This window comes from Aurantiacibacter luteus (assembly GCF_001010945.1).
In the GTDB taxonomy this organism is placed as follows: domain Bacteria; phylum Pseudomonadota; class Alphaproteobacteria; order Sphingomonadales; family Sphingomonadaceae; genus Alteraurantiacibacter; species Alteraurantiacibacter luteus.
Map to the genome: position 1 here is coordinate 346861 of NZ_LBHB01000002.1, position 22992 is coordinate 369852.

A 22992-nucleotide genomic window follows, 5' to 3' on the forward strand; every position below is an offset into this window, starting at 1 on the left:
GTTTCGTTACCGTTGCAACCGGTTGCGAAGCGCGGAGCGCTCTCCCCTCTCGTCGGCCGCCGCGACAGGAAGAGACAGGTGACGAACACGACCTTGCCCGCCGGAAACCCGGACCTGCCCGCACCGCGCGGGCTGTATGATCCGGTCAACGAACACGATGCCTGCGGCGTCGGGTTCGTCACCCATATCAAGGGCGCGAAGTCGCACGCGATCGTCACCCAGGCGCTGCAGATCCTCGCCAATCTCGACCATCGCGGCGCGGTAGGCGCGGACCCGCTGCTGGGCGACGGCGCGGGCATCCTGCTGCAGATTCCCGACCGGCTCTATCGCCGGTGGGCTCAGGGCGCGGGCCTGACCCTGCCGCCCGCGGGCGACTATGCCGTCGCCATGTGCTTCATGCCGCAGGAGGACGAGGCACGCGCCTTCATCACCGAGCAGTTCGAGAAGTTCATCGCCAAGGAAGGCCAGCGCCTGATCGGCTGGCGCGACGTGCCGACCGACCCGCAAGGTCTCGGCAAGGCCGTGCTCGCCTCGATGCCGGTCATCCGCCAGTGCTTCATCGCCCGCGGGGACAACTGCGCCGACCAGGACGCCTTCGAGCGCAAGCTGATCGTCATCCGCAAGCAGACGCAGAACCCGCTGGCGGAACTGGCGCAAAAGCACGGCCTGCCCGGGCTCGAAAAGCTTTACATGCCCAGCTTCTCCAGCCGCACCGTGGTCTACAAGGGGCTGTTGCTGGCGACGCAGGTGGGCAGTTTCTACCGCGACCTGACCGACCCCGACTGCGAGAGCGCGCTGGGCCTCGTCCACCAGCGCTTCTCGACCAACACCTTTCCCAGCTGGCGGCTGGCCCAGCCCTTCCGCCTCATCGCCCACAACGGCGAGATCAACACCGTGCGCGGCAACGTGAACTGGATGAACGCGCGCCGGCGGACGATGGAATCTGACCTGCTCGGCTCGGACCTCGACAAGCTGTGGCCCATCGTGCCGCACGGGCAGAGCGACACCGCCTGCCTCGACAACGCGCTCGAACTGCTGCTGCTCGGCGGGTACAGCCTCGCCCATGCGATGATGATGCTCATCCCGGAAGCCTGGGCGAAGAACGAGCTGATGGACCCGGCCCGGCGCGCATTCTACGAATACCACGCCGCGCTGATGGAGCCGTGGGACGGCCCCGCCGCGGTCGCATTCACCGACGGCCGCCAGATCGCCGCCACCCTCGATCGCAACGGCCTCCGCCCGGCGCGCTACTGCGTGACGAAGGATGACCTGTGCATCCTCGCGAGCGAAAGCGGCGTGCTGCCGGTGGCCGAGGAGGACATCGTCAGGAAGTGGCGGCTGCAGCCGGGCCGCATGTTGCTCATCGACCTCGAGGAAGGCCGCATCGTCGAGGACGAGGAGCTGAAGGCCCAGCTCACCGCCGCGCACCCTTACGCCGACTGGCTGGAGCGCGCGCAATACAAACTGGCCGACATCGAGACCATCGAGACCGACGAGGAGGCCGTGCAGGCGGCAGAGGTGTCCTTGCTCGATCGCCAGCAGGCGTTCGGCTACACGCAGGAGGACATCGCCAAGTTCCTCGAGCCCATGGCCGTCAGCGGCGACGATCCCATCGGCTCGATGGGCACCGATACCCCCATCGCCGTGCTCAGCAAGCGCCCGCGACTGCTCTACGACTACTTCAAGCAGAACTTCGCGCAGGTCACCAATCCGCCGATCGACCCGATCCGCGAGGAGCTGGTGATGAGCCTGCTGACCATGGTCGGCCCGCGCCCCAATCTGCTCGGCCGCGAGGCGGGTACGCACAAGCGGCTGGAGATCGCCCAGCCGATCCTGACCAACAAGGGCATGGAGAAGATCCGCTCGGTCGAAAAGGTGCTCGACGGCGCCTTTGCCACGGCCACCATCGATATCACCTGGGATGCCGCCAGCGGCGCCGAGGGGCTGGAGATGGCGATCAAGGAGATGTGCTGGGCCGCGACCGAGGCGGTGCTGCAGGACAAGAACATCCTCGTCCTTTCCGACCGCGCGCAGGGGCCGGACCGCGTGGCCATGCCCGCCGCGCTGGCGACATCCGCCGTCCACCACCAGCTGGTGCGGCAGGGCCTGAGGATGCAGACCGGCATCGTCGTCGAGACCGGCGAGGCGCGCGAGGTGCATCACTTCTGCGTGCTCGCGGGCTACGGCGCGGAAGCGATCAACCCCTACCTCGCCTTCGAGACGCTGGAGGACATCCGGCGCAAGAAGGTGCCCGAACTCGCTTGCGAGGAGGTCGAGGCAAACTACCAGAAGGCCATCGGCAAGGGCATCATGAAGGTGATGTCGAAGATGGGCATCAGCACCTACCAGTCCTACTGCGGGGCGCAGATCTTCGACGCGGTGGGTCTCTCCTCGGCCTTCGTCGAAAAGTACTTCACCCGCACCGCCACCACCATCGAGGGCGTGGGCCTGGCTGAGATCGCCGAGGAAACCGTGCGCCGCCACGCCGCGGCCTACGGCGACAATCCGATCTATGCCGAGATGCTCGATGTCGGCGGCATGTACCAGTACCGCCTGCGCGGCGAGGAGCACGCCTGGACGCCGGCCAACGTCGCCCAGCTCCAGCACGCGGTGCGCGGGAACCTGCCGGAGAAGTACCGCGAGTTTGCGAAGAGCGTGAACGAGCAGAGCGAGCGCCTGCTGACCATCCGCGGCCTGATGCAGCTGAAACCCGCCGCAACGCCCGTGCCGCTGGACGAGGTCGAGAGCGCGGAAAGCATCGTCAAGCGCTTCAGCACAGGGGCGATGAGCTTCGGCTCGATCAGTCACGAGGCGCACTCGACGCTGGCCATCGCGATGAACCGCATCGGCGGCCGCTCCAACACCGGCGAGGGCGGCGAGGAACCCGAACGCTTCCGCCCCCTGCCCAACGGCGATTCCATGCGGAGCCGTATCAAGCAGGTCGCCTCGGGGCGTTTCGGCGTGACCACGGAATATCTGGCGAACTCCGACGATATCCAGATCAAGATGGCGCAGGGCGCCAAGCCCGGCGAGGGCGGCCAGCTGCCCGGCCACAAGGTGGACAAGCGCATCGGCAAGGTCCGCCACGCGACGCCGGGCGTGGGCCTCATCAGCCCGCCCCCGCACCACGACATCTACTCGATCGAGGACCTGGCGCAGCTGATCCACGACCTGAAGAACGTGAACCCGGCGGCGCGCATCTCGGTGAAGCTCGTCTCCGAGGTGGGCGTAGGCACGGTCGCCGCGGGCGTTTCCAAGTGCAAGGCCGACCACGTCACCATCTCGGGCTACGAGGGCGGCACGGGCGCTTCGCCGCTCACCAGCCTGACGCACGCGGGCTCGCCTTGGGAGATCGGGCTTGCCGAAACGCAGCAGACGCTGCTGCTCAACGACCTGCGCAGCCGCATCGCGGTGCAGGTCGACGGCGGCCTTCGCACCGGGCGCGACGTCGCAATCGGCGCGCTGCTGGGCGCGGACGAGTTCGGCTTCGCCACCGCGCCGCTGATCGCGGCGGGCTGCATCATGATGAGGAAGTGCCACCTCAACACCTGCCCCGTCGGCGTGGCGACGCAGAACCCTGAGCTGCGCGCGCGCTTCACCGGCCAGCCCGAGCACGTCATCAACTACTTCTTCTACGTCGCCGAGGAACTGCGCGAGATCATGGCGGAGATGGGCTTCCGCACCGTGCAGGAGATGGTCGGTCGGGTGGACCGGATCGACATGAACCACGCCATCCGCCACTGGAAGGCCGACGGCGTCGATCTCTCGCGCCTGCTGCACAAGGTCGACCTCGCCGCCGACGTGCCACTGTGGAACGCGCTGGAGCAGGACCACGGCCTCGACCATGTCATGGACCGCGAGCTGATCGCCGCCTGCCAGCCCGCCATCGCGCGCGGCGAGGCGGTGCAGATCGACCGGGACATCCGCAACCTCAACCGCACCGCCGGGGCCATGCTGTCGGGCGAGATCGCCAAGCGTCACGGCCACCGGGGCCTGCCGGTCGATACCGTGCGGATCAATTTTACCGGCACCGCCGGGCAGAGCTTCGCCGCCTGGCTGGCCCACGGCGTCACGCTCGACCTCGTCGGCGATGCCAACGACTATGTCGGCAAGGGCCTGTCGGGCGGGCGCGTGATCGTGCGCCAGCCGGACGGTCTCGGCCGCGATCCGGGTGAGAATATCATCGTCGGCAACACGTGCCTCTACGGCGCCATCGCGGGCGAGGCCTACTTCGCCGGCGTCGCGGGGGAACGCTTCGCGGTCCGCAACTCGGGCGCGGTCGCGGTGGTCGAGGGCACGGGCGATCACGGCTGCGAATACATGACCGGCGGCGTCGTCTGCGTGCTCGGCGCGACGGGGCGCAACTTCGCCGCCGGGATGAGCGGCGGGATCGCCTACGTCCACGATCCGGACGGCAGCTTCCGCCAGCGCTGCAACCTGGCGCAGGTCGACCTGCTGCCCATTGACGCCAAGGCGGATGACCCGGAAGGCACCGGCCTGCCGCAGCAACGTCCGTCAACGGTGGACGATCTCGGCATGGGCGACCCGCTCTACCACGATGCCGCAAGGCTCCGGGTGCTGCTGGAGCGGCACAAGTTGCACACCGGCTCGGCGCGGGCCACGGCCCTGCTCGAGGATTTCGACGCAGCGCTGGGCCAGTTCGTCAAGGTGATGCCGAAGGATTACGCCCGCGCGCTCAGACAGCTCGAGGCGGAACGCGAAGAGGCCGCGATGGAGGCGGCGGAATAGTCATGGGCAAGGAAACAGGCTTCCTCGAATACGACCGCAAGGATCGCACCTACGCCGCGCCCGAGGAGCGGGTGAAGCACTACCGCGAATTCATCGTCCCCCATTCGGAGGACGGGCTGAAGACTCAAGCGGCGCGGTGCATGAACTGCGGCATCCCCTACTGTCACAACGGCTGTCCGGTGAACAACATCATCCCGGACTGGAACCACCTCGTCTACGAAGGGGACTGGAAGAACGCGCTGGAGGTGCTGCACTCCACCAACAACTTCCCCGAATTCACCGGCCGCGTGTGTCCCGCCCCGTGTGAGGCGGCCTGCACATTGAACATTACCGACGTGCCGGTGACCATCAAGTCCATCGAGTGCGCCATCGTCGACCGCGGCTGGCAGGAGGGCTGGATCAAGCCGCGCCCACCGGCGAAGACCACCGGCAAGACCGTCGCGGTCGTCGGCTCCGGCCCCGCGGGCCTCGCCTGCGCCCAGCAGCTGGCGCGCGCCGGGCACTCGGTGACGGTGTTCGAGAAGAGCGACCGCGTGGGCGGACTGCTGCGTTATGGCATCCCCGACTTCAAGATGGAGAAGAGCCTCATCAACCGCCGCGCGGTGCAGATGGAGGCGGAGGGCGTGATCTTCAAAACCTCCAACGAGATCGGCGTCGACACCTCGATGAAGAGCCTGAAGGAGAACTTCGACGCGATCGTGCTGGCGGGCGGGGCCGAACATCCGCGCCAGCTGGAGATCCCCGGAGCGGAGCTTCCGGGCGTGCGCCTGGCGATGGAGTTTCTCACCCAGCAGAACAAGCGCAACGCCGGCGACGAGGAATCGCGCGCCGCCCCGCGCGGCAGCCTGACGGCGACGGGCAAGCACGTCATCGTCATCGGCGGCGGCGATACCGGCAGCGACTGCGTGGGCACCTCCAACCGCCAGGGCGCGGCGAGCGTGACCCAGATCGAGATCATGCCGCAGCCGCCCGAAAAGGAGAACAAGCTGCTGACCTGGCCCGACTGGCCGATGAAGCTGCGCACCAGCTCCAGCCACGAGGAAGGCGTCGACCGCGACTGGGCCGTGCTGACCAAGCGCGTGGTGGGCGAGGACGGCAAGGTCACCGGCCTCGAATGCGTGCGCGCAGACTGGACGGACGGCAAGCTGGCCGAGGTTCCGGGCAGCGAGTTCACGCTGAAGGCCGACCTGATCCTCCTCGCCATGGGCTTCCTTGGTCCGGTGCGGCGCGGGATGCTGGACCAGGCCGGCGTGGGCCTCACCGACCGTGGCAACGTGGACGCGAACGTGCGCGACTATCGCACCAGCGATGAGCAGACCTGGGCCTGCGGCGACATGCGGCGCGGGCAGAGCCTCGTAGTCTGGGCCATCCGCGAAGGCCGCCAGTGCGCGGCCAGCGTGGACGAGGCGCTGATGGGGTCGACCGAGCTGCCGCGCTAGAGGTCGAAGCCCGGACGCGGGCCGAGGTCGTCAAAGGCAATCTGCTGGACAGGTCCGGCAGGTTCGGCCTGCCAGGTGCTCGCGGCGAGGCCGGTGGCAACCGCTGCAGCCAGCAGCAGGGCGAGGGCCAGTACATTGGCGGTCCGGCGCAGCATCATGCGGGCGAGAGGTTCGGCCATGGCGCCTCCTTGCGCCTCTTGGCCTTCGCCGACCTTAAGCAGCGCGGTTATCGAACGGTAACCCGTCTCGTCACAGCCGCCAGTCCACGGTTCCGCGACCCTGAGCTTCCAGAAAGGCATTCGCGCGGCTGAATGGCCGCGATCCGAAGAAACCGCGATAGGCGGAGAGCGGGCTGGGGTGCGGGCTCTCGATCAGCAGATGGCGACCGCTCCGCAGCGCGGGAATGCGCGCCGCTTTCGCCTGTGCATGGCTGCCCCATAAGACGAAGACCGTGGCGGCCTCGCCCCGCGCCACCGCATCGACCACGGCATCGGTCACCGCTTCCCACCCGCGCCCGGCATGGCTGCCCGCCTTGCCCTGTTCGACGCTGAGCGCGGTATTGAGCAGCAGCACCCCCTGCCGTGCCCAAGGCGTCAGGTCGCCGCTCGCCGGGCGCGGCACGCCGACATCGCTCTCCAGTTCGCTGAAGATGTTGCGCAGCGAAGGCGGGTGCTTCACGCCATCGGGCACGGAAAAGGCGAGGCCCATCGCCTGCCCCGGCCCGTGGTAGGGATCCTGCCCCAGCACCACGACTTTGACCGAGTCAGGCGGCGTCAGGTCGAGCGCGCGAAACCGTGCTTCCCGCGCCGGATAGACCGCCTTGCTCGCCGCATCCTCGGCGCGCAGGAATGCGTCCAACGCCTGGGCCTCGGGGGCGGCCAGAACCGTGGCCAGCGCCGGCTTCCAGTTGTCGGGCACGAGGTCGATCATCCCGCCCAACTAGGCCGCCGCTTCCCCCGCGCAAAGCCGCCCTTCCCAGCAATCCCCGATGCGCCTATGGGCCAAGGCCTATGGCAGTCCATTTCCACGAAGAAGACCTCCCCGAAGGCGTGCTCGCCGACGGCCCCATCGCCGTCGATACCGAGACCATGGGCCTCGTCACCCCGCGCGACCGGCTGTGCGTCGTCCAGCTGTCCGACGGGCAGGGCGACGAGCACCTCGTGCGGTTTGCGAAGGGCAGCGCATTCGATGCGCCCAACCTCAAGGCGGTGCTGGCCGATCCGGACCGGGTGAAGATCTACCACTTCGCGCGCTTCGATCTCGCGGCGATCCAGTACTATCTCGGCGTGATGGCCGCGCCGGTGTTCTGCACCAAGATCGCCAGCAAGCTGACGCGAACCTACACCGACCGCCACGGCCTCAAGATGCTACTCTCCGACCACCTGCAGGTCGACATCTCCAAGCAGCAGCAGTCGAGCGACTGGGGCGCGCCGGAACTCAGCGAGGCGCAGCGCGAATATGCCGCCAGCGACGTGCGCTACCTGCATCGCCTGCGCGAAGTGATGATCGCCCGGCTCCAGCGCGAGGGACGAATGGAGCTGGCGCAGGCCTGCTTCGATTTCCTCCCCACCCGCGCCCTGCTCGACATCGCCGGGTGGGGCGACAAGGATATTTTCAGCCACGAGTAAGGCGCCAAAGCCTACTCGCATGCGTTAGAGTGCCACGATGACCGTCGCCGCCGACCGGATGCGCTCCAGGCGCCAGGCCTTTGCCGCCCCGGGCTCGTCGCTCGACCGGATCGTGCGCCTGCTCGCCGTGGGCTTGCCGGCGCTGGTCGGCGTGGTGGCGGCGATGATGCTGATCACGCCGCTCTCCCCGCGCGGCGAGGTCTCGTTCCTGCTCGATCGCAACAAGGTCGCCATCGCCGAGGACCGGCTGCGCCTCGACGATGCCATGTACCGGGGCCAGGACAATCGCGGCCGCCCGTTTTCGCTCATGGCCGGCAGCACGGTCCAGCGTTCCGATGCCGTGCCGCTGGTCGAGATGCAGCGCCTGACCGCGCGCATCGCCCTTGAGAACGGTCCCGCCGTGCTGGAGGCGCAGCGTGGATCCTATGCCATCGACAGGAGGCGGGTCACGCTGGAGAGGCTGATGGCGCGCATCGCCCTGCCCGACGGTCCCGCCGAAATCGTCGCTCCCGAAGGTACCTATGCGACCGACGAAAGCCGCGTCGCCATTCCCGGCATGATGCGACTCACCGCCGCCGACGGTTACGCCCTCGCCATGCGCGGCGTGACCGTGGATCTGCCACAGCGCGCGCTCACCGGCGACGGAGGAATCGAAGGCGTGATCCCGGCCGGCCGTTTCCGCGCCGATTCGGTTCGCGTCGACCTCGATACGCGCACCATCACCCTGCGCGGCAATGCCCGCATGACCATGGTCCCCGGCCACCTCGCCGTGCCGCGCGGGATCGAGTTTTGACGAAGGACCCTGCGATGATCACCCGCCCTTCCCACCGCACCCCCATCAGGGCCCTCGCCACACGCGGTCTGTGCGCCGGCCTGCTCGCCGGGTCGGTAGCGGCGCTGGGTTTCGGCTCGCTGGCGGAGGCGCAGTCGATCTCCGGCCTCGACCCCAACACGCCGGTCACCTGGTCGGCCGACATGGGCCAGCTGCAGGATCGGCAGAACCGCGTGGTGCTGCAGGGTGACGTGGTGATCGAGCAGGGCAACCTGCGTCTCACCGCCGAGCGCACAACCATAGCGTATACCGATGCGGGCGAACTGCAGATCCAGCGCATCGACGCGACCGGCGGCGTGACCGTGACGCGCGGCACCGAGCGCGCCCGCGGCGATGCGGCGGTCTACGACTTCAACCGCCGCGTCATCGTCATGTCGGGCGGCGTGAACGTCAACCGCGGCAGCGACCGGCTCGACGCCGGGCGGCTGACCATCGACCTTGGCTCCGGCGTCACCAGCGTCGACGGCGCGGGCTCGCGCCCGGCGGACGGCAGCCAGCGCGGGCGGGTTTCGGGCACCTTTGCCGTGCCCGGCAACAACTAGCCGCAGCTGTTTCTCACCGGTTGCGAAGGGGTAGGCGCTTGGCTGGAATGCTCGTCACCGGGGGTGCCGGCTTCATCGGTGGCAATTTTGTTCATTACTGGGTGAAGCATCACCCCGAGGACCGGATCGTTGTGCTCGACGCTCTGACCTATGCCGGCAACGCGAGCACGGTGGCCGGCGTGGCGCAGGCCGAACTGATCGTAGGCGACATCCGCAATACAGCGCTCGTCGAGCGCCTGCTGCGCGAGCGCGACATCGCCACCATCGTCCACTTCGCCGCCGAGAGCCACGTCGATCGCTCGATAAGCGGACCCGACCCCTTTATCGAGACCAACATTCTCGGCACCAACAGCCTGCTGAAGGCCGCGCGGAGCGTGTGGCTGGATGAGGGCAGCGGCCGCCCGCACCGCTTCCACCACATCTCGACCGACGAGGTCTACGGCTCGCTCGGCCCTGAGGAACCGGCCTTTGCCGAGGACAACCAGTACCAGCCGAATTCGCCCTATTCGGCGAGCAAGGCCGCGTCCGATCACCTTGTGCGCGCCTACCACCACACTTACGGGCTCGACGTCGTCACCAGCAACTGCTCGAACAACTACGGCCCCTACCAGTACCCCGAGAAGCTGATCCCGCTGTTCCTGCTGAATGCGCTTCACGGCCGGCCGTTGCCGATCTACGGCGACGGGATGAACGTGCGCGACTGGCTGCACGTCGAGGATCACTGCCGCGGGATCGAGGCCTGCCTCGCGCGCGGGGTGACAGGGGAGACCTACAACATCGGCGGCGGGGCGGAACTGCCAAACATGGCGGTGATCGACACCATTTGCGCCGAGGTCGACCGCGCCTTTGCCGAGGACGCGGGGCTTGCGACGCGCTTCCCCGACGCGCCCGCCGCGAAGGGCGAGGCCACGGCCACGCTCAAGGCCTTCGTCGAGGACCGCAAGGGCCACGACCGCCGCTACGCCATCGATGAGACGAAGGCCCGCGAAGAGCTCGGCTATGCGCCAATGCACATTTTCGAAGACGGATTGCGCCAGACCCTGAGCTGGTATCTCGCCAACGAGGACTGGTGGCACACACTTCTACGACGCTAGCGGCAATCTTGTAGAGAGCCAGCGGCGGCCCGCGACCATTGCCTTGCGCGCGACAGAGCGCTAGCGGCCCTGCCGACAAGGAGTTCCAGTGCAAATGTCCGACGCATCGAAGAAAACCGCCCTCATTACCGGCGTTACCGGTCAGGACGGTGCCTACCTTTCGCACCTGCTGCTGGAGAAGGGCTACGAGGTCCACGGCATCAAGCGGCGTTCGTCCAGCTTCAACACCGGCCGGATCGAGGACATCTACCAGGATCCGCACGTCGACAACCAGAATTTCGTCCTGCACTACGGCGACCTGACCGACAGCACGAACCTCATCCGCATCGTGCAGGAAACGCGGCCCGACGAGATCTACAACCTCGCCGCGCAGAGCCACGTGGCGGTCAGCTTCGAGACGCCCGAGTATACCGCCAATGCCGACGCCATCGGCACGCTGCGCCTGCTGGAGGCGATCCGCATTGCGGGGCTGGAAAAGACCACGCGCTTCTACCAGGCCTCCACCAGCGAGCTCTATGGCCTGGTGCAGGAAGTGCCGCAGCGCGAGACGACGCCGTTCTATCCGCGCAGCCCCTATGCCGCAGCCAAGCTCTATGCCTACTGGATCACCGTCAACTATCGCGAGGCCTACGGGATGCACGCGTCGAACGGCATCCTGTTCAACCATGAGAGCCCGCTGCGCGGCGAGACATTCGTGACCCGCAAGATCACCCGCGCCGCCGCCGCTATCGCGCTCGGCCGGCAGGAGAAGCTGTTCCTCGGCAACCTTGATGCCAAGCGCGACTGGGGTCATGCCCGCGAATACGTGCGCGGCATGTGGATGATGGTGCAGCAGGACGAGCCCGACGATTACGTGCTCGCCACCGGCGTCACCACCGAGGTGCGCGAGTTCGTGCGCTGGGCCTTCGAGGATGCCGGCATCCCGCTCGAGTTCCGCGGTGAGGGGATCGACGAGAAGGGCTACAGCACCGAGGACGGGCGCTGCCTCGTCGAGGTCGATCCGCGCTACTTCCGACCGACCGAGGTGGAACTGCTGCTGGGCGATCCGACCAAGGCGCAGGAGCAACTTGGCTGGAAGCACGAGACCTCCCCGCGTGACCTCGCCCGCGAAATGGTGCAGGCCGACATGGAGGTGATGAAGGCCGAACCGATCGCGGGCTTCGACTGATGACCTACGATCTTGCCGGCAAGCGCGTCTACGTCGCCGGCCACAAGGGCATGGTCGGTTCTGCGATCGTGCGCCGCCTGGCGCGCGAGGACTGCGAGGTGCTGGTCGCGGACCGCCGGGTGGACCTGCGCGAACAGGCCGAGGTGCGCGACTGGTTCGCCGCCAACCGGCCCGATGCGATGGTGGTGGCCGCGGCCAAGGTCGGCGGCATCCATGCCAACGACACTTACCCGGCCGAGTTCCTCTACGACAACCTGATGATCGAGGCGAACCTCATCGAGGCCGCCCGGCAGGCCGAGGTGGAAAAGGTGCTGTTCCTAGGCTCCTCGTGCATCTACCCGCGGATGGCACCGCAACCGATCCCCGAGGACGCGCTGCTGACAGGCCCGCTGGAGCCGACGAACGAGTGGTATGCGATCGCCAAGATCGCCGGCATCAAGCTCGCCCAGGCCTATCGCCGCCAGTACGGCTGCGACTACATCAGCGCCATGCCGACCAACCTCTACGGCCCCGGAGACAACTTCGACCTCGCCAACAGCCACGTCCTGCCCGCGCTGATCCGCAAGGCGCACGAGGCGAAGGAAGCCGGCGAGGACAGCATCACCATCTGGGGCACCGGCACGCCGCGACGCGAGTTCCTGCACGTCGACGACCTCGCCGACGGGGCGGTGTTCCTGCTGAAGGAATACTCGGGCGAGGAGCACGTGAACCTCGGCTCGGGCGAAGACCTGCCGATCATCGACCTGGCGCGCATGGTGTGCGAGGTCGTGGGCTTTCATGGCGATATCGTTACCGATACCTCCAAGCCCGATGGCACGCCGCGCAAGCTGATGAGCGGCGACAAGCTGGCGGCCATGGGCTGGAAGGCGACAATCGGCCTGCGCGAAGGGATCGCCGATGCCTACCGCGCCTTCCTGGCAGGCGAAGGCAAGGCTTGAGGCTAGTCCGCCCGATAGGCAGAGCCTCGAGCCCGCGCACTGTACGATCGAATGGACGACCTACCTGCGCGTCGAGGCGTAGCGGGCGATGGTCACCAATTCCTGGGCCAGGAGCAGCTCCGCGTTCTGGCTGTTGGCGAGCAGGGTGCGGTGCAGGCCGGCCAGTCGCGGAACGAGCCTTTCCAGCTTGCCCCCGCTCCAGCGCCCGAGCTGCTCTCCGATCTCCCGATGCTCCTTGAAGAACACCCCGTTGGCGCTGAGGAACCCCTTCATGTCCTCGCCCGGACGGATCCGGCTGGAGAGCGCGGCAAGCTGCGCGGCGCGCCGTTCCATCGCCAGGGCCACGCCCACGGGATTGAGCGAGACCTCGCGCATCCGGGCGATCTCCGACGGCAGTTTCTTCAATTCGCCGCCCAGTGCCGCATTGACCAGCGGCATGAACCCGTCTTCCTCGGTGCGCGCGCCGACGGCATCGTAATCCGCCTGCGCGACCGTTCTGGGGCTCTGCGGGCCGGCATCGAGATAGAGCGCCAGCTTGTCGATTTCGGACTGCGCCAGCCGCACGTCGAGGTTCACCGCGCGCGCGATCTGCTCGGCAAGGTCGCCACCCAGCCGCAGCCCGGCGGCATCCGCCATCGTTCGCACGTCGGCGGTCACGGACTTGAGATCGGGCGGATAGAACACCGCCACCAGCGCGTCGCTGCGCTTCAGCAGCAGCTTGGCGGTGCGCGACTTGTCGGTTGCGCTGGTGGCGATCACGAAGACCGGCCAGCCGCCCTGCATCTCCCCCCGGTCGGCGAGATCGCACCAGCTCGCCAGCGCATCGTGCGCCTCCTCGCCGGCGACCCGCGCGACAATGTGGCGCGCATCGCCGAACAGCGAGGTCGAGCGCGCCTCGTCCACCAGCCGCGCGGGGTCGGACTTGAGCTCGCTGCCAGACAGGTCGACCCGTTCGCCCGCTTGCGGCAGGTCGGCGATCAGGCGGGCGACGGCGGTGGAGGCCCCCGCCTCGTCCTGCCCGCAGAAGAAGAACAGCCGGCACCCCGCCCCGCTGCGGCGCAGGACCTGCGCGTAGTCGCGCTGGGTGGCCTTCACCGGTCCTGTTCGCGCAGGGTGCGCGTCAGCCGGACGACGATCTGGTCGGCCACTTCCTGCGCCAGGTTCTCGAGCGCGGTCTGCTCGGCGGCGATGGTGGCGTATTCGCTGCCGACTACGTCGATGCCCGCGTCGGAGCCTGCGGTCGCATCGACCAGCACGGTGCCGCTGGCGATCTCGACCAGCTGGTAGCGCGCGCGCAGGGTGCGCCGCTCGCGCCCGATGGTCTCGTCGGTCAGCAGGCCGAGGCCTTCCAGCCGGTCGTCGAGCACCACGTCCAGCCGGTAGCGTGCGCTGCCGCTGCCCTGGCCCTGCCGCAGCCGGTCGGTGAGGGCGTTGCGCACCAGCCAGCCCTGCTGGCCCTCGATGGCGGGCACCTCCACATCGGCGAGAGCGCTGGCGACCGGGCCGGTGGATCCGCCCGCGTACATCGGCTGCAAACCGCAGCCGGCGAGCAGCGCCAGCGCGCCGAGAAGGGCGGTCGCGCGCTTCATGTTACGATGTTCACCAGCCTGTCGGGCACCACGATCACCTTGCGAATGGGCTTGCCGTCGATCGAACGCTGAACGTTAGCGCTGGCGAGCGCAAGCGCTTCGAGATCGTCCTTCGAGGCGCCTTTGGGCGCGGTCAGCGTATCGCGCAGCTTGCCCATGTGCTGGACGGCGATGGTGACCTCGTCCTCCACCAGCAGCGCGGGATCGACCTCGGGCCAGGCGGCATCGGCGACGAGGCCGCTCTCGCCCATGGCGTGCCAGGCTTCCTCGGCGAGATGCGGCATCATCGGGCTCGCCATCAGCAGCAGCGAGCGGATGGCGTGATTGCGGCTGGCCGACGGCGCGGCCTTTTCGGCGGCGCTGGTGAGTTCGTAGAGGCGGGCGACCGCCTTGTTGAAGGCCAGCGCCTCGATGTCCTCGGCGACGGCGGCGATGGTCTGGTGGGTCTTGCGGGCGAGCGCCTTGTCCTCGCCGGTCGCCGCAGCGTCGTACCGACCGAACAGCCGCCACAGGCGCTGGACGAAGCGGCCGCAGCCCTCGATCCCGGCCTCGGACCAGGGCAGGTCGCGTTCGGGCGGGCTGTCGGACAGCATGAACCAGCGCACCGCGTCGGCGCCGTAGTCGCGGATGATGTCCTCGGGATCGACGACGTTCTTCTTCGACTTCGACATCTTGACGACCTTGCCGATCGTCACCGGCCCGCCGTCCGCCTTGAGGCTTGCGCCGTTGCCGGTCCGCTCGACCTCGGCGGGCGTGAAATAGAGCTCGCGTGGGCCGTCCTGCCGGGAATAGACCTCGTGCGTCACCATCCCCTGCGTGAACAGCGAGGCGAAGGGTTCCTGCACCTCGAGATGCCCGGTCCGCGCCAGCGCGCGGGTCCAGAACCTCGCGTAGAGCAGGTGCAGGATCGCGTGCTCGATGCCGCCGATGTACTGGTCGACGGGCATCCACTGCGCGACCTCGGCCGCGTCGAAGGGCTTGTCCGCCGGCTGGCTGGCGAAGCGCAGGAAATACCAGCTGGAATTGACGAAGGTATCGAGCGTGTCGGTCTCTCGCTCAGCCGCGCCGCCGCACTTCGGACAGGTCGTGTTCTTCCACGTCGGATGACGCAGCAGCGGGTTGCCGGGGACGGAGAAATCGACATCCTCGGGCAGCACGACAGGCAGCTGGTCCTTGGGCACCGACACCACGCCGCATCCATCGCAATGGATGAATGGGATAGGCGTGCCCCAATACCGCTGGCGGCTGACGCCCCAGTCGCGCAGGCGCCAGACAGTCGTGCCCTTGCCCCAGCCTTCGGCCTCGGCGCGCGCAATGACCTCGGTCTTGGCGGCCTCGACGTCCATGCCGCTGAGGAAATCGGAGTTCACCAGCACGCCGTCTCCGCTCTCGGCCTCGCCGGCGAAGGGCTTGCCCGCCTCCTCCGCGCTGGCGGCGACCACGCGCGGGATCGGCAGGCCGTACTTTGTGGCGAATTCGAAGTCGCGCTGGTCGTGGCCCGGCACGGCCATGATCGCGCCGGTGCCGTAGTCCATCAGCACGAAGTTCGCGATGTAGACCGGCAGCTCCGCCCCGGTGAAGGGGTGCGCGACCTTGAGCCCGGTGTCGAGGCCGAGTTTTTCCGCCGTCTCCAGCTCCGCCGCGGTGGTGCCGCCCTTCTTGCACAGGGCGATGAAATCCGCAGCCTCGGCGCTGGTATCGGCAACGGCGCGGGCGATCGGATGGTCGGCCGCCACGGCGACGAAGCTCGCGCCGAAGATCGTGTCGGGACGCGTCGTGTAGACCTCGATCGTCTCGTCGAAATTCGTGCCGACGAAGCGGAATTCCAGCCCTTGGCTTTTGCCGATCCAGTTGGTCTGCATGGTGCGGACCTTGTCCGGCCAGCCGTCGAGCGTATCCAGCCCGTCCAGCAGGTCTTCGGCGAAGTCGGTGATCTTCAGGAACCACTGGTTGAGCTTGCGCTTCTCGACCTCGGCGCCGCTGCGCCAGCCCTTGCCATCGATCACCTGCTCGTTGGCGAGCACGGTCATATCGACCGGGTCCCAATTGACCTCGCTCTCCTTGCGATAGACGAGGCCCGCTTCGTACAGGTCGACGAACAGCGCCTGCTCGTGGCCGTAGTAGGAGGGGTCGCAGGTCGCGAACTCTCTGGACCAATCGAGCGCGAAGCCGAGCTGCTTCAGCTGCCCCTTCATCGTGGCGATGTTGTCGTAGGTCCAGCCCGCCGGGTGGACGCCCTTTTCCATCGCCGCGTTTTCCGCGGGCATCCCGAAGGCGTCCCAGCCCATCGGGTGCAGCACCTCGTCGCCGCGCATCCGGCGATAGCGGGCGAGCACGTCGCCCATGGTGTAGTTGCGCACGTGGCCGATGTGGATGCGCCCGCTGGGATAGGGGAACATCTCGAGCACGTAGCTCTTGGGCTTGGCGGAGTTGCTGTCCGCCTCGAAGCAGCGCGCCTCGTCCCACGCGGCCTGCCAGCGCCGGTCGGCGACCGACGGATCGAATCTTTCTGCTGTCATGCGTGCCCCCTAGGGCAGATCAGATGACGGTGGAACGCCGCAGTTCGCGCGCCTTGGTGAGGATGATGTCCTCCAGCCGCTGCACGGTGGCGGCGGCGACCGGGGCTTCCACCCACTGGCCGTTCTGCAACACCTGGCGCGAGGCGGCCACGCTCAGCGCGTCGGCTCGCAGGTCCTGGTCGAGGATCGAGACCGAGACCTTCACCCGCTCGTTCGGGCTGTCGGGATTGACGTACCAGTCGGTGATCAGCACCCCGCCGTTGCTGTCGGCCTGGGTCAGCGGCATGAACGACAGCGTCTCCAGGCTGGCTCGCCAGAGGTAGGAGTTGACGCCAATCGAGGTCGTGCGCGCAGCCGCCATGTCGGTGCGCAGCCGTTCGTCGTTTCCGCCCCCGCAGGCGGAAAGGCCCAGCGCCGCGAGCGAGAGCGCGGCGGCGGTGGCGAGGAAACGGGTGTTGGGAAGAGCCATCGTGGGTCCTGTCAGACTGAACTTTGCGCCTCTATACGCATCGCTCGCCCTGCGGCAAGGCGTGTTGCGAGGGTGCCGACCGTATTGGCTGCCCAAGCCGTGAACCGCCGCTTAATGCGTGCATCCCGCCGCAGCACGGTTGTGTGACACGGGCAACACCTTGCAGAAAACCCGGCGGACGGCGTCACATTTCTTGGCAAAGCGGGGCACCCTTGCCTAGCTTGCGAGTCGTACCGGTGATGCACGGGCGAGTCGCGCCCGTTAACTGTGCGTGCATCGGCGCTGGAGAGAATTGCATTCATGGGTAATGCTCGTCACGGTCTGGCAGGGAAGGCGGCGCTTGCAGCGTCGGCCTTGCTGGTCGCCGTCGCGCTGCCTAGCTCGGTCTTTGCGGTGGGAATGCTGGCGGGCGACAATCCGCTGGCGGGCCGCATCGCCTTCACTCCTGCTGCCGCCGACCCCGACCTGGCCGAGCTGATCGCCCAGCGTTCGGGCGGTCAGCCGCAGATGATGCGCTTCACCCCGGCCAATGCCACGGGCGCGCGTGCCGATCGCTCGCTTACCGTCGCCGTGCGCGTCGACCGGCAGACAGCGATGGCGCTCGCCGCGCGCAGTTCCGCCCCGCTGCCCGAAGGTGCGCTGGGATCGGGCAGCCTGCGCGTCACGCCCACCCGCTACAACCTCGGCATTGCGCGCGGTTACGGCAGTTTCGCGCAGACCCCGGTCGCCGCGCCCGAGCAGTCGCGCCTCGCCGCCGCGCCGATCCGGTCGGCTGCGCTGTCGCGCTCGCTGTCGGATGCGAACCTGCCCGACATCGCCAGCTTCAATCCGCGCTCCGGCACCCGCGAGGAGCCGAGCCGCTTCGCCGCCCGCGTGCAGCTGGACCAGGAACGCCCCGCCTCGCGCCAGCCCGAGGCGCGCGAATCGGTGGCCGACCAGATGCTCGATCTCGGCGGCAGCTACCGCCTGACGCGCAACCTCGATATCACCGCCGGCGTCCGCTACGAACAGGACCGCGACATCGTGCCGCTGCCCGAGGTCGACCAGCAGGACAGCCAGGCCGTTTACATCGGCACCCAGTTCCGCTTCTGATTCGCGCTCCAGCGCGTGCGATAGGCCCCGCTTCGGCGGGGTTTTTCTTTGCGCGGGGAGCATGCCTCTCCTAGGATTGCGCGAATAACAAACGTCAACAGGAGAGATGCCCATGGCCCGCGTAGCAGTCGTCACCGGAGGAACCCGCGGAATCGGCCGCGCCATTTGCGAGATGCTGAAGGATGACGGCTTCACCGTCGTCGCCAGCTATGCCGGTAACGACGATGCCGCGCGCCGGTTCACCGACGACACCGGGATCAAGGCCTACAAGTTCGACGTGGGCGACCACGAGGCGACGCTCGCCGCGTGCGGGCAGATCGCCGAGGAGGTCGGTTCCATCGACGTCGTGGTAAATAATGCAGGCATCACCCGCGACGGCACGCTGATGAAGATGAGCTACGACGACTGGTCCGACGTGATGCGCACCAACCTCGGCGGTTGCTTCAACATGGCCAAGGCCACGTTCGAGGGGATGAAGGACCGCAAGTGGGGCCGCATCATCAACATCGGCTCAATCAACGGGCAGGCGGGGCAGTACGGCCAGGTCAACTACGCCGCGGCCAAGAGCGGCATCCACGGCTTCACCAAGGCGCTGGCGCAGGAAGGCGCGCGCTACGGCATCACCGTCAACGCCATCGCGCCGGGCTACATCGATACCGACATGGTCGCCGCGGTGCCGGAGAACGTGCTGGAAAAGATCGTCGCCAAGATCCCCGTCGGCCGCCTGGGCCAGGCGCGCGAGATCGCCCGCGGCGTCAGCTTCCTCGCCAGCGACGAGGGCGCCTTCATCACCGGCTCGACGCTCAGCATCAACGGCGGGCAGCATATGTACTGACGGTGCGAGCGGCGCAGGCGAGCCTGCGCCGCGGTGCCCGCTAATGGGCACGCACCGGCTCGGCCGACGGGTTGGCGGCCAGTCCGCCAAGCCCGTTCGACGTCACGGCGGCGGCTTCGCCGTCGCCCAGTCCGCCCAGCCCCCAACCGAACCCTACTCCACGTAAACCCCCGCCACCCGCCAGGCCCCGTCCTCGCGCAGCAGCGATACCGTCTCCACCACGCCTGCGCGCGTGTCGAAGTCGGTGCGGTACTTGACCACCACGTAGCCCTGCGGGGTCGGCGGCATTTCGGCGGAAATCAGATGGCGCGAACGAACGGCGCCCAGCGGCACGCGCACCTGCTCCATCGCGCCGCGCCAGACTTCGAGCGTGTTTGCCTCGCGGAAGTTGGCGGCGGTCAACGCATAGGCGCCGGCGGCATCGCCTGCATCGCCGAGTTCGAGCCACTCCCGCGCGGCGGCCTGCGCTTCGCTTTCCTCCATCTGGAAACTGGGCGGGCTCTCGCCGGCGGACATGGGATTGAGGCTGAGGGCGAGGGCGGCGAGGACGAGGGTCATGGCAAAGGCTCCTGCAACGATGGCGACGCGGGGGATCCGCGCCCTGCCCTTGCCATCGCCGGGAGCCGCGCCATCCACATCCCCCAAGGTTTTGTGTCCAAGAAAATGGGGGGCCCCGCTCTCCCGCTCGAACAGCAGGCGGGCGGCTTCCTTGCTGCTGGTCACGTCGAGCTTGCGGCGAGCGTTACGCAGGCGCTCGTTGACGGTGTGGACAGAGAGATCGAGCTCGGCGGCCATCGACTTCGCGTCGTGGCCGTGCAGGATCAGCCGCAGCGTCTCGCGCTCCTTTTCGCTCAGCGCGTCGTAGCCGTCCGCCATGCCCCGCAGCCTAGGTTCGGCCGGCGGGGACGGCCACCCCGAAAAAATCGTATGGCGGCGCGCCCGCCGTCTCTAGGATGGGCGCCGCATGGAGAGCCACTACCACCCGCCGGTCAAGCGCTCGGTCGAGATCGCCGGGCACAAGACCTCGATCAGTCTCGAACCGCTGTTCTGGGACCTGCTGCAACGCGCGGCGGCGGACCGGAACCTGCCGATCAATGCGCTGGTGGCGCGCATCGATGCCGAGCGGCTGGAGGCGACGCGTCCGCCAGGCCTTGCCACCGCCGTGCGCCTGTGGCTCGCCGCCGACCTGCGCAACCGTCCGTAAACCCGCGATTCAGCAGCGCGGCACCAGCATCGGGAAAACAGGGAGCCAAGCCATGAACCTATTGCGCCTCGCCGCCACCTGCACCGCCGCGCTTGCCCTCGCCGGGTGCGCGGGCGCAATGCGCGATCGCATCTACCAGCCTGTCCCGTTGGCCGAGACACCGGTGATCTTTGACGGGGAAGCGCCCGCACCCGTCACTGCGACGACCGCCGACGGCCTCGCCCTGCAGGGGCATTACTGGGCGCCGGCGCCGGGCAACGACACGCTCGTCGTCTATTTCCACGGCAACGGCTACAACCAGCTCGTCGGCGCAGCGCGGGCCGAGCCCCTGCGCAGCGGCGGGCATGGCGTTCTCGTCGCTTCCTATCGCGGTTATGGCGGCAATCCGGGTTCTCCCAGTGAGGCCGGGCTGATGGCGGACGCCGAGGCTTGGCTGGCCGAGGCGCGGCAGCTGGCACCGGGCAAGCGCATATACCTCTTCGGCCACTCGCTGGGCGGCGCGATGGCGCTGGAGATGGCCGCGCGCCACGATGTGGCGGGCGTGGCGACACTCGGCACCTTTGCCCGCCTTGCCGACCAGGCCCCGGCCATCGCGCGCGGGGCGCTGCCCGACCGCTACGACAACGTCGCTGCCATCACCCGTGTCGAGGAGCCGGTGCTGCTGATCCACGGCAGCGCGGATGCGACCGTCGCCTATGCCGCCGCCGAGGAACTGGAGCGCGCATCGGGCGGCCGTGCGCTGCTGGTCCGCCTGCCGGGAGCGGGGCATCAGGTCGATCTCGCCCGGCTGGCCGATCGGATCTGGGCGTTCTGGGAAAGCGGCGCGACTTCGCAGTAGATATGAAAAGGGCGGCACCGAAGCGCCGCCCTCTCTCGTTCGGCATTAACGGATCAGTAGGAGCCGGTCGTTCCGGTCGTCGCCGCAGATGTGCTGGGCGTCACCGGCGTGGTGGGCGTCACTGGCTCGGCATCGATCGTGTCCCAGGTGTCGCGGCCCGCGCTGCCGGCATAGGACAGCTTACGATCCTCCCGGGGCGCGAGATTCTTCTCGTAATAACGATAGCCGAGGTAGCCGAGGCCGCCGAGCGCTGCGAGTTTGATAAGCATCTGAAATTCCTTTCTGCACGCTCAACGGGCGGCCTGCCCTTTGGTTCACCGAAAGGTCGCAGCATGGCCCCCGTTCGTCGCAGGTTGACCGCGCCTCTGCGCCGCGCCAGTGATTGTGCATGAGCAATCGCAAGCCGATCCGAAAAGCCGTGTTCCCCGTCGCCGGGCTCGGCACGCGCTTCCTCCCCGCCACCAAGGCCATCCCCAAGGAATTGCTGCCGATCGTCGATCGCCCGCTGATCCAGTACGCGGTGGACGAGGCACGGGAAGCGGGGATCGAGCAGATGATCTTCGTCACCGGGCGCGGCAAGACCGCCATCGTCGAGCATTTCGACATGGCCTACGAGCTTGAGACGACGATGTCGGCGCGCGGCAAGGACATGGACGTGCTCGAACCCACACGCTTCACGCCGGGCGAGATCATCACGGTGCGCCAGCAGGTGCCGATGGGCCTTGGTCACGCGATCTGGTGCGCCCGTGCGATCGTTGGCGACGAGCCCTTCGCCATCCTGCTGCCCGACGAGATGATGATCGGCAAGCCCGGCTGCATGGCGCAGATGGTCGAGGCCTACAACCAAGTCGGCGGCAACCTCATCTCCGTTCTCGAGGTGCCGCGGGAAGAGGTATCAAGCTATGGCGTGATCGACCCAGGTGCGACCTCTGGCGCTTTGACTGAGGTGCGCGGGCTGGTGGAGAAGCCGCCGGTGGAGCAAGCGCCGTCAAACAAGATCATCTCCGGCCGTTACATTCTCCAGCCCGAGGTCATGCGCACGCTGGAAGGGCAGGAAAAGGGCGCGGGCGGCGAGATCCAGCTGACCGATGCGATGGCGCGGATGATCGGTACTCAACCGTTCCACGCCGTCACCTTTGCCGGCGACCGCTACGACTGCGGCAGCAAGGTCGGCTTCGTCGAGGCCACGCTGGCGCTGGCGCTGGCGCGCGAGGACATGGGCGCCGAGGTCCGCGCGATGGCGGAGCGCTTGCTGCACGCCTGATCGTCAGCCGACGACAGAAACAAAAAAGGCGGGCTTTGGGGCCCGCCTTTTTCGTGTCCCGTCCAAGGAAAACTTATTCGTCGGGGCCGCCGCGCGCGGCATTCACGCCGTTGTCGGTATCGATGCTGGCGAGCATGTAGGGGCGCGGGTCGACCGGGGCGCCGGCGACGCGCACTTCGTAGTGCAGGTGCGGGCCGGTCGAACGGCCGGTCGAGCCGACGTAGCCGATGAGGTCGCCCTGGCGAACCTGCGAACCGGCGCTGACGGTGTAGCTGGAAAGGTGGGCGTAGCGGGTTTCCATCTCGCCGCCATGGGCGATCTGCACGTAGTTGCCATAGGAGCTGTACCACTGCGCCATCTCGATCACGCCGTCGGCGGTGGCATAGACCGGGGTGCCGGTCGGCGCGGCGAGGTCGACGCCGTTGTGCTGGCGACGGCCGCCGAGCACCGGGTGGCTGCGCATGCCGTAGCTGCTGGTCAGCGTCACATCGTTCACCGGCATCCGCGAAGGAACCGAGACTGCGAGGCGCTGCGGCGCATCGACGATGGTCCCGGCCGGAGAGACACGGCCGCCGTTTTCGAGCGATTCCCAGCTGGCGAACAGTTCGCCGAACTCGGCATCGTTGCCGCCCTGGGCGACGCGTTCCACGTCGATGGCGCCGGTGGCGGGCAGTTCGTTGGCAGCGGCCGGAGTAGCGATGGCCACGGCGGCGGCGGCCATCAGGCTGGTGATCTTGACGAGCATTGCGATCCCTTCGTCTTTGCGTCTTCCGGGCACCGTCGGCACCCGCG

The 22992-nt window shown here is 67.9% G+C and carries 22 protein-coding genes; 13 read left to right on the top strand and 9 right to left on the bottom strand.

The annotated features are described in order from the left end of the window. The first annotated feature begins 78 nt into the window (after window positions 1-78). Window positions 79-4749 (top strand): glutamate synthase large subunit, encoded by a 4671-nt coding sequence (gene gltB / locus AAW00_RS08080; RefSeq protein WP_241461673.1) that lies wholly within the window; start codon window positions 79-81, stop codon window positions 4747-4749. Between the two features lie 2 nt (window positions 4750-4751). Beyond that, complete coding sequence (locus AAW00_RS08085; RefSeq protein ID WP_047003861.1) at window positions 4752-6188, top strand: glutamate synthase subunit beta; 1437 nt, start codon at window positions 4752-4754, stop codon at window positions 6186-6188. Here AAW00_RS08085 and AAW00_RS08090 read toward each other — a convergent pair. Together AAW00_RS08090 and AAW00_RS08095 are read right to left on the bottom strand one after the other, a co-directional pair. Beyond that, entirely contained in the window at window positions 6185-6367 is a 183-nt protein-coding gene (locus AAW00_RS08090) for a hypothetical protein (protein WP_047003862.1), read from the bottom strand. The genes AAW00_RS08085 and AAW00_RS08090 overlap by 4 nt on opposite strands. 70 nt (window positions 6368-6437) lie before the next feature. Next, the gene (locus AAW00_RS08095; RefSeq protein WP_047003863.1) at window positions 6438-7118 is read right to left on the bottom strand and encodes a uracil-DNA glycosylase; all 681 of its coding nucleotides are present in this window, start codon (window positions 7116-7118) and stop codon (window positions 6438-6440) included. Window positions 7119-7198: 80 nt separating this feature from the next. Here AAW00_RS08095 and AAW00_RS08100 point away from each other — a divergent pair, with 80 nt between their 5' ends. From AAW00_RS08100 to fcl, 6 genes are all read left to right on the top strand, one after another. Beyond that, window positions 7199-7816, top strand: a complete 618-nt coding sequence (locus tag AAW00_RS08100) for a ribonuclease D (RefSeq protein WP_047003864.1) — start codon at window positions 7199-7201, stop codon at window positions 7814-7816. A gap of 37 nt (window positions 7817-7853) precedes the next feature. Continuing rightward, a complete protein-coding gene (locus tag AAW00_RS08105; protein ID WP_047003865.1) occupies window positions 7854-8609 on the top strand; it encodes a hypothetical protein in 756 nt (251 codons plus the stop codon). Window positions 8610-8623: 14 nt separating this feature from the next. Further along, the gene (locus AAW00_RS08110) at window positions 8624-9190 is read left to right on the top strand and encodes an LptA/OstA family protein (protein ID WP_052761847.1); all 567 of its coding nucleotides are present in this window, start codon (window positions 8624-8626) and stop codon (window positions 9188-9190) included. Window positions 9191-9228: 38 nt separating this feature from the next. Then, entirely contained in the window at window positions 9229-10284 is a 1056-nt protein-coding gene (gene rfbB / locus AAW00_RS08115; RefSeq protein WP_047003866.1) for a dTDP-glucose 4,6-dehydratase, read from the top strand. A 94-nt stretch (window positions 10285-10378) separates the two neighbouring features. Continuing rightward, entirely contained in the window at window positions 10379-11452 is a 1074-nt protein-coding gene (gene gmd, locus AAW00_RS08120; RefSeq protein ID WP_047003867.1) for a GDP-mannose 4,6-dehydratase, read from the top strand. Next, complete coding sequence (gene fcl / locus AAW00_RS08125) at window positions 11452-12390, top strand: GDP-L-fucose synthase (RefSeq protein ID WP_047003868.1); 939 nt, start codon at window positions 11452-11454, stop codon at window positions 12388-12390. The genes gmd and fcl overlap by 1 nt, the downstream gene beginning before the upstream one ends. 60 nt (window positions 12391-12450) lie before the next feature. On the opposite strand, the gene holA is transcribed toward fcl, so the two are convergent. The 4 genes from holA to AAW00_RS08145 are packed head-to-tail and all read right to left on the bottom strand — an operon-like array spanning window position 12451 to window position 16967. Then, window positions 12451-13485, bottom strand: coding sequence for a DNA polymerase III subunit delta (gene holA, locus AAW00_RS08130; protein WP_047003869.1), 1035 nt, complete (start codon window positions 13483-13485; stop codon window positions 12451-12453). Next, window positions 13482-13979, bottom strand: coding sequence for an LPS assembly lipoprotein LptE (gene lptE / locus AAW00_RS08135; RefSeq protein WP_047003870.1), 498 nt, complete (start codon window positions 13977-13979; stop codon window positions 13482-13484). Before lptE ends, holA begins: the two co-directional genes overlap by 4 nt. Continuing rightward, entirely contained in the window at window positions 13976-16498 is a 2523-nt protein-coding gene (gene leuS / locus AAW00_RS08140; protein WP_047003871.1) for a leucine--tRNA ligase, read from the bottom strand. The genes lptE and leuS overlap by 4 nt, the downstream gene beginning before the upstream one ends. 19 nt (window positions 16499-16517) lie before the next feature. Continuing rightward, complete coding sequence (locus AAW00_RS08145) at window positions 16518-16967, bottom strand: DUF3576 domain-containing protein (RefSeq protein WP_047003872.1); 450 nt, start codon at window positions 16965-16967, stop codon at window positions 16518-16520. Window positions 16968-17267: 300 nt separating this feature from the next. Between AAW00_RS08145 and AAW00_RS08150 the strand changes: the two genes are divergently transcribed. Next, a complete protein-coding gene (locus AAW00_RS08150) occupies window positions 17268-18059 on the top strand; it encodes a hypothetical protein (RefSeq protein ID WP_047003873.1) in 792 nt (263 codons plus the stop codon). A 112-nt stretch (window positions 18060-18171) separates the two neighbouring features. Beyond that, window positions 18172-18894: an acetoacetyl-CoA reductase gene (phbB, locus tag AAW00_RS08155; RefSeq protein ID WP_047003874.1), complete on the top strand. Its 723-nt coding sequence runs from the start codon at window positions 18172-18174 to the stop codon at window positions 18892-18894. Window positions 18895-19047: 153 nt separating this feature from the next. On the opposite strand, the gene AAW00_RS08160 is transcribed toward phbB, so the two are convergent. Then, window positions 19048-19770: a helix-turn-helix domain-containing protein gene (locus AAW00_RS08160; RefSeq protein WP_047003875.1), complete on the bottom strand. Its 723-nt coding sequence runs from the start codon at window positions 19768-19770 to the stop codon at window positions 19048-19050. 88 nt (window positions 19771-19858) lie between these two features. Here AAW00_RS08160 and AAW00_RS08165 point away from each other — a divergent pair, with 88 nt between their 5' ends. Together AAW00_RS08165 and AAW00_RS08170 are read left to right on the top strand one after the other, a co-directional pair. Further along, the gene (locus AAW00_RS08165) at window positions 19859-20098 is read left to right on the top strand and encodes a ribbon-helix-helix domain-containing protein (protein WP_047003876.1); all 240 of its coding nucleotides are present in this window, start codon (window positions 19859-19861) and stop codon (window positions 20096-20098) included. Between the two features lie 52 nt (window positions 20099-20150). Then, entirely contained in the window at window positions 20151-20936 is a 786-nt protein-coding gene (locus AAW00_RS08170; protein ID WP_047003877.1) for an alpha/beta hydrolase, read from the top strand. 53 nt (window positions 20937-20989) lie between these two features. Here AAW00_RS08170 and AAW00_RS08175 read toward each other — a convergent pair whose 3' ends face one another. Beyond that, window positions 20990-21205, bottom strand: coding sequence for a hypothetical protein (locus AAW00_RS08175; RefSeq protein WP_047003878.1), 216 nt, complete (start codon window positions 21203-21205; stop codon window positions 20990-20992). 119 nt (window positions 21206-21324) lie between these two features. On the opposite strand from AAW00_RS08175, the gene galU reads away from it, so the two are divergent. Then, window positions 21325-22200, top strand: coding sequence for a UTP--glucose-1-phosphate uridylyltransferase GalU (gene galU, locus AAW00_RS08180; RefSeq protein WP_047003879.1), 876 nt, complete (start codon window positions 21325-21327; stop codon window positions 22198-22200). A 73-nt stretch (window positions 22201-22273) separates the two neighbouring features. On the opposite strand, the gene AAW00_RS08185 is transcribed toward galU, so the two are convergent. Further along, window positions 22274-22945: a M23 family metallopeptidase gene (locus AAW00_RS08185; RefSeq protein ID WP_047003880.1), complete on the bottom strand. Its 672-nt coding sequence runs from the start codon at window positions 22943-22945 to the stop codon at window positions 22274-22276. Between the last annotated feature and the right edge of the window lie 47 nt (window positions 22946-22992).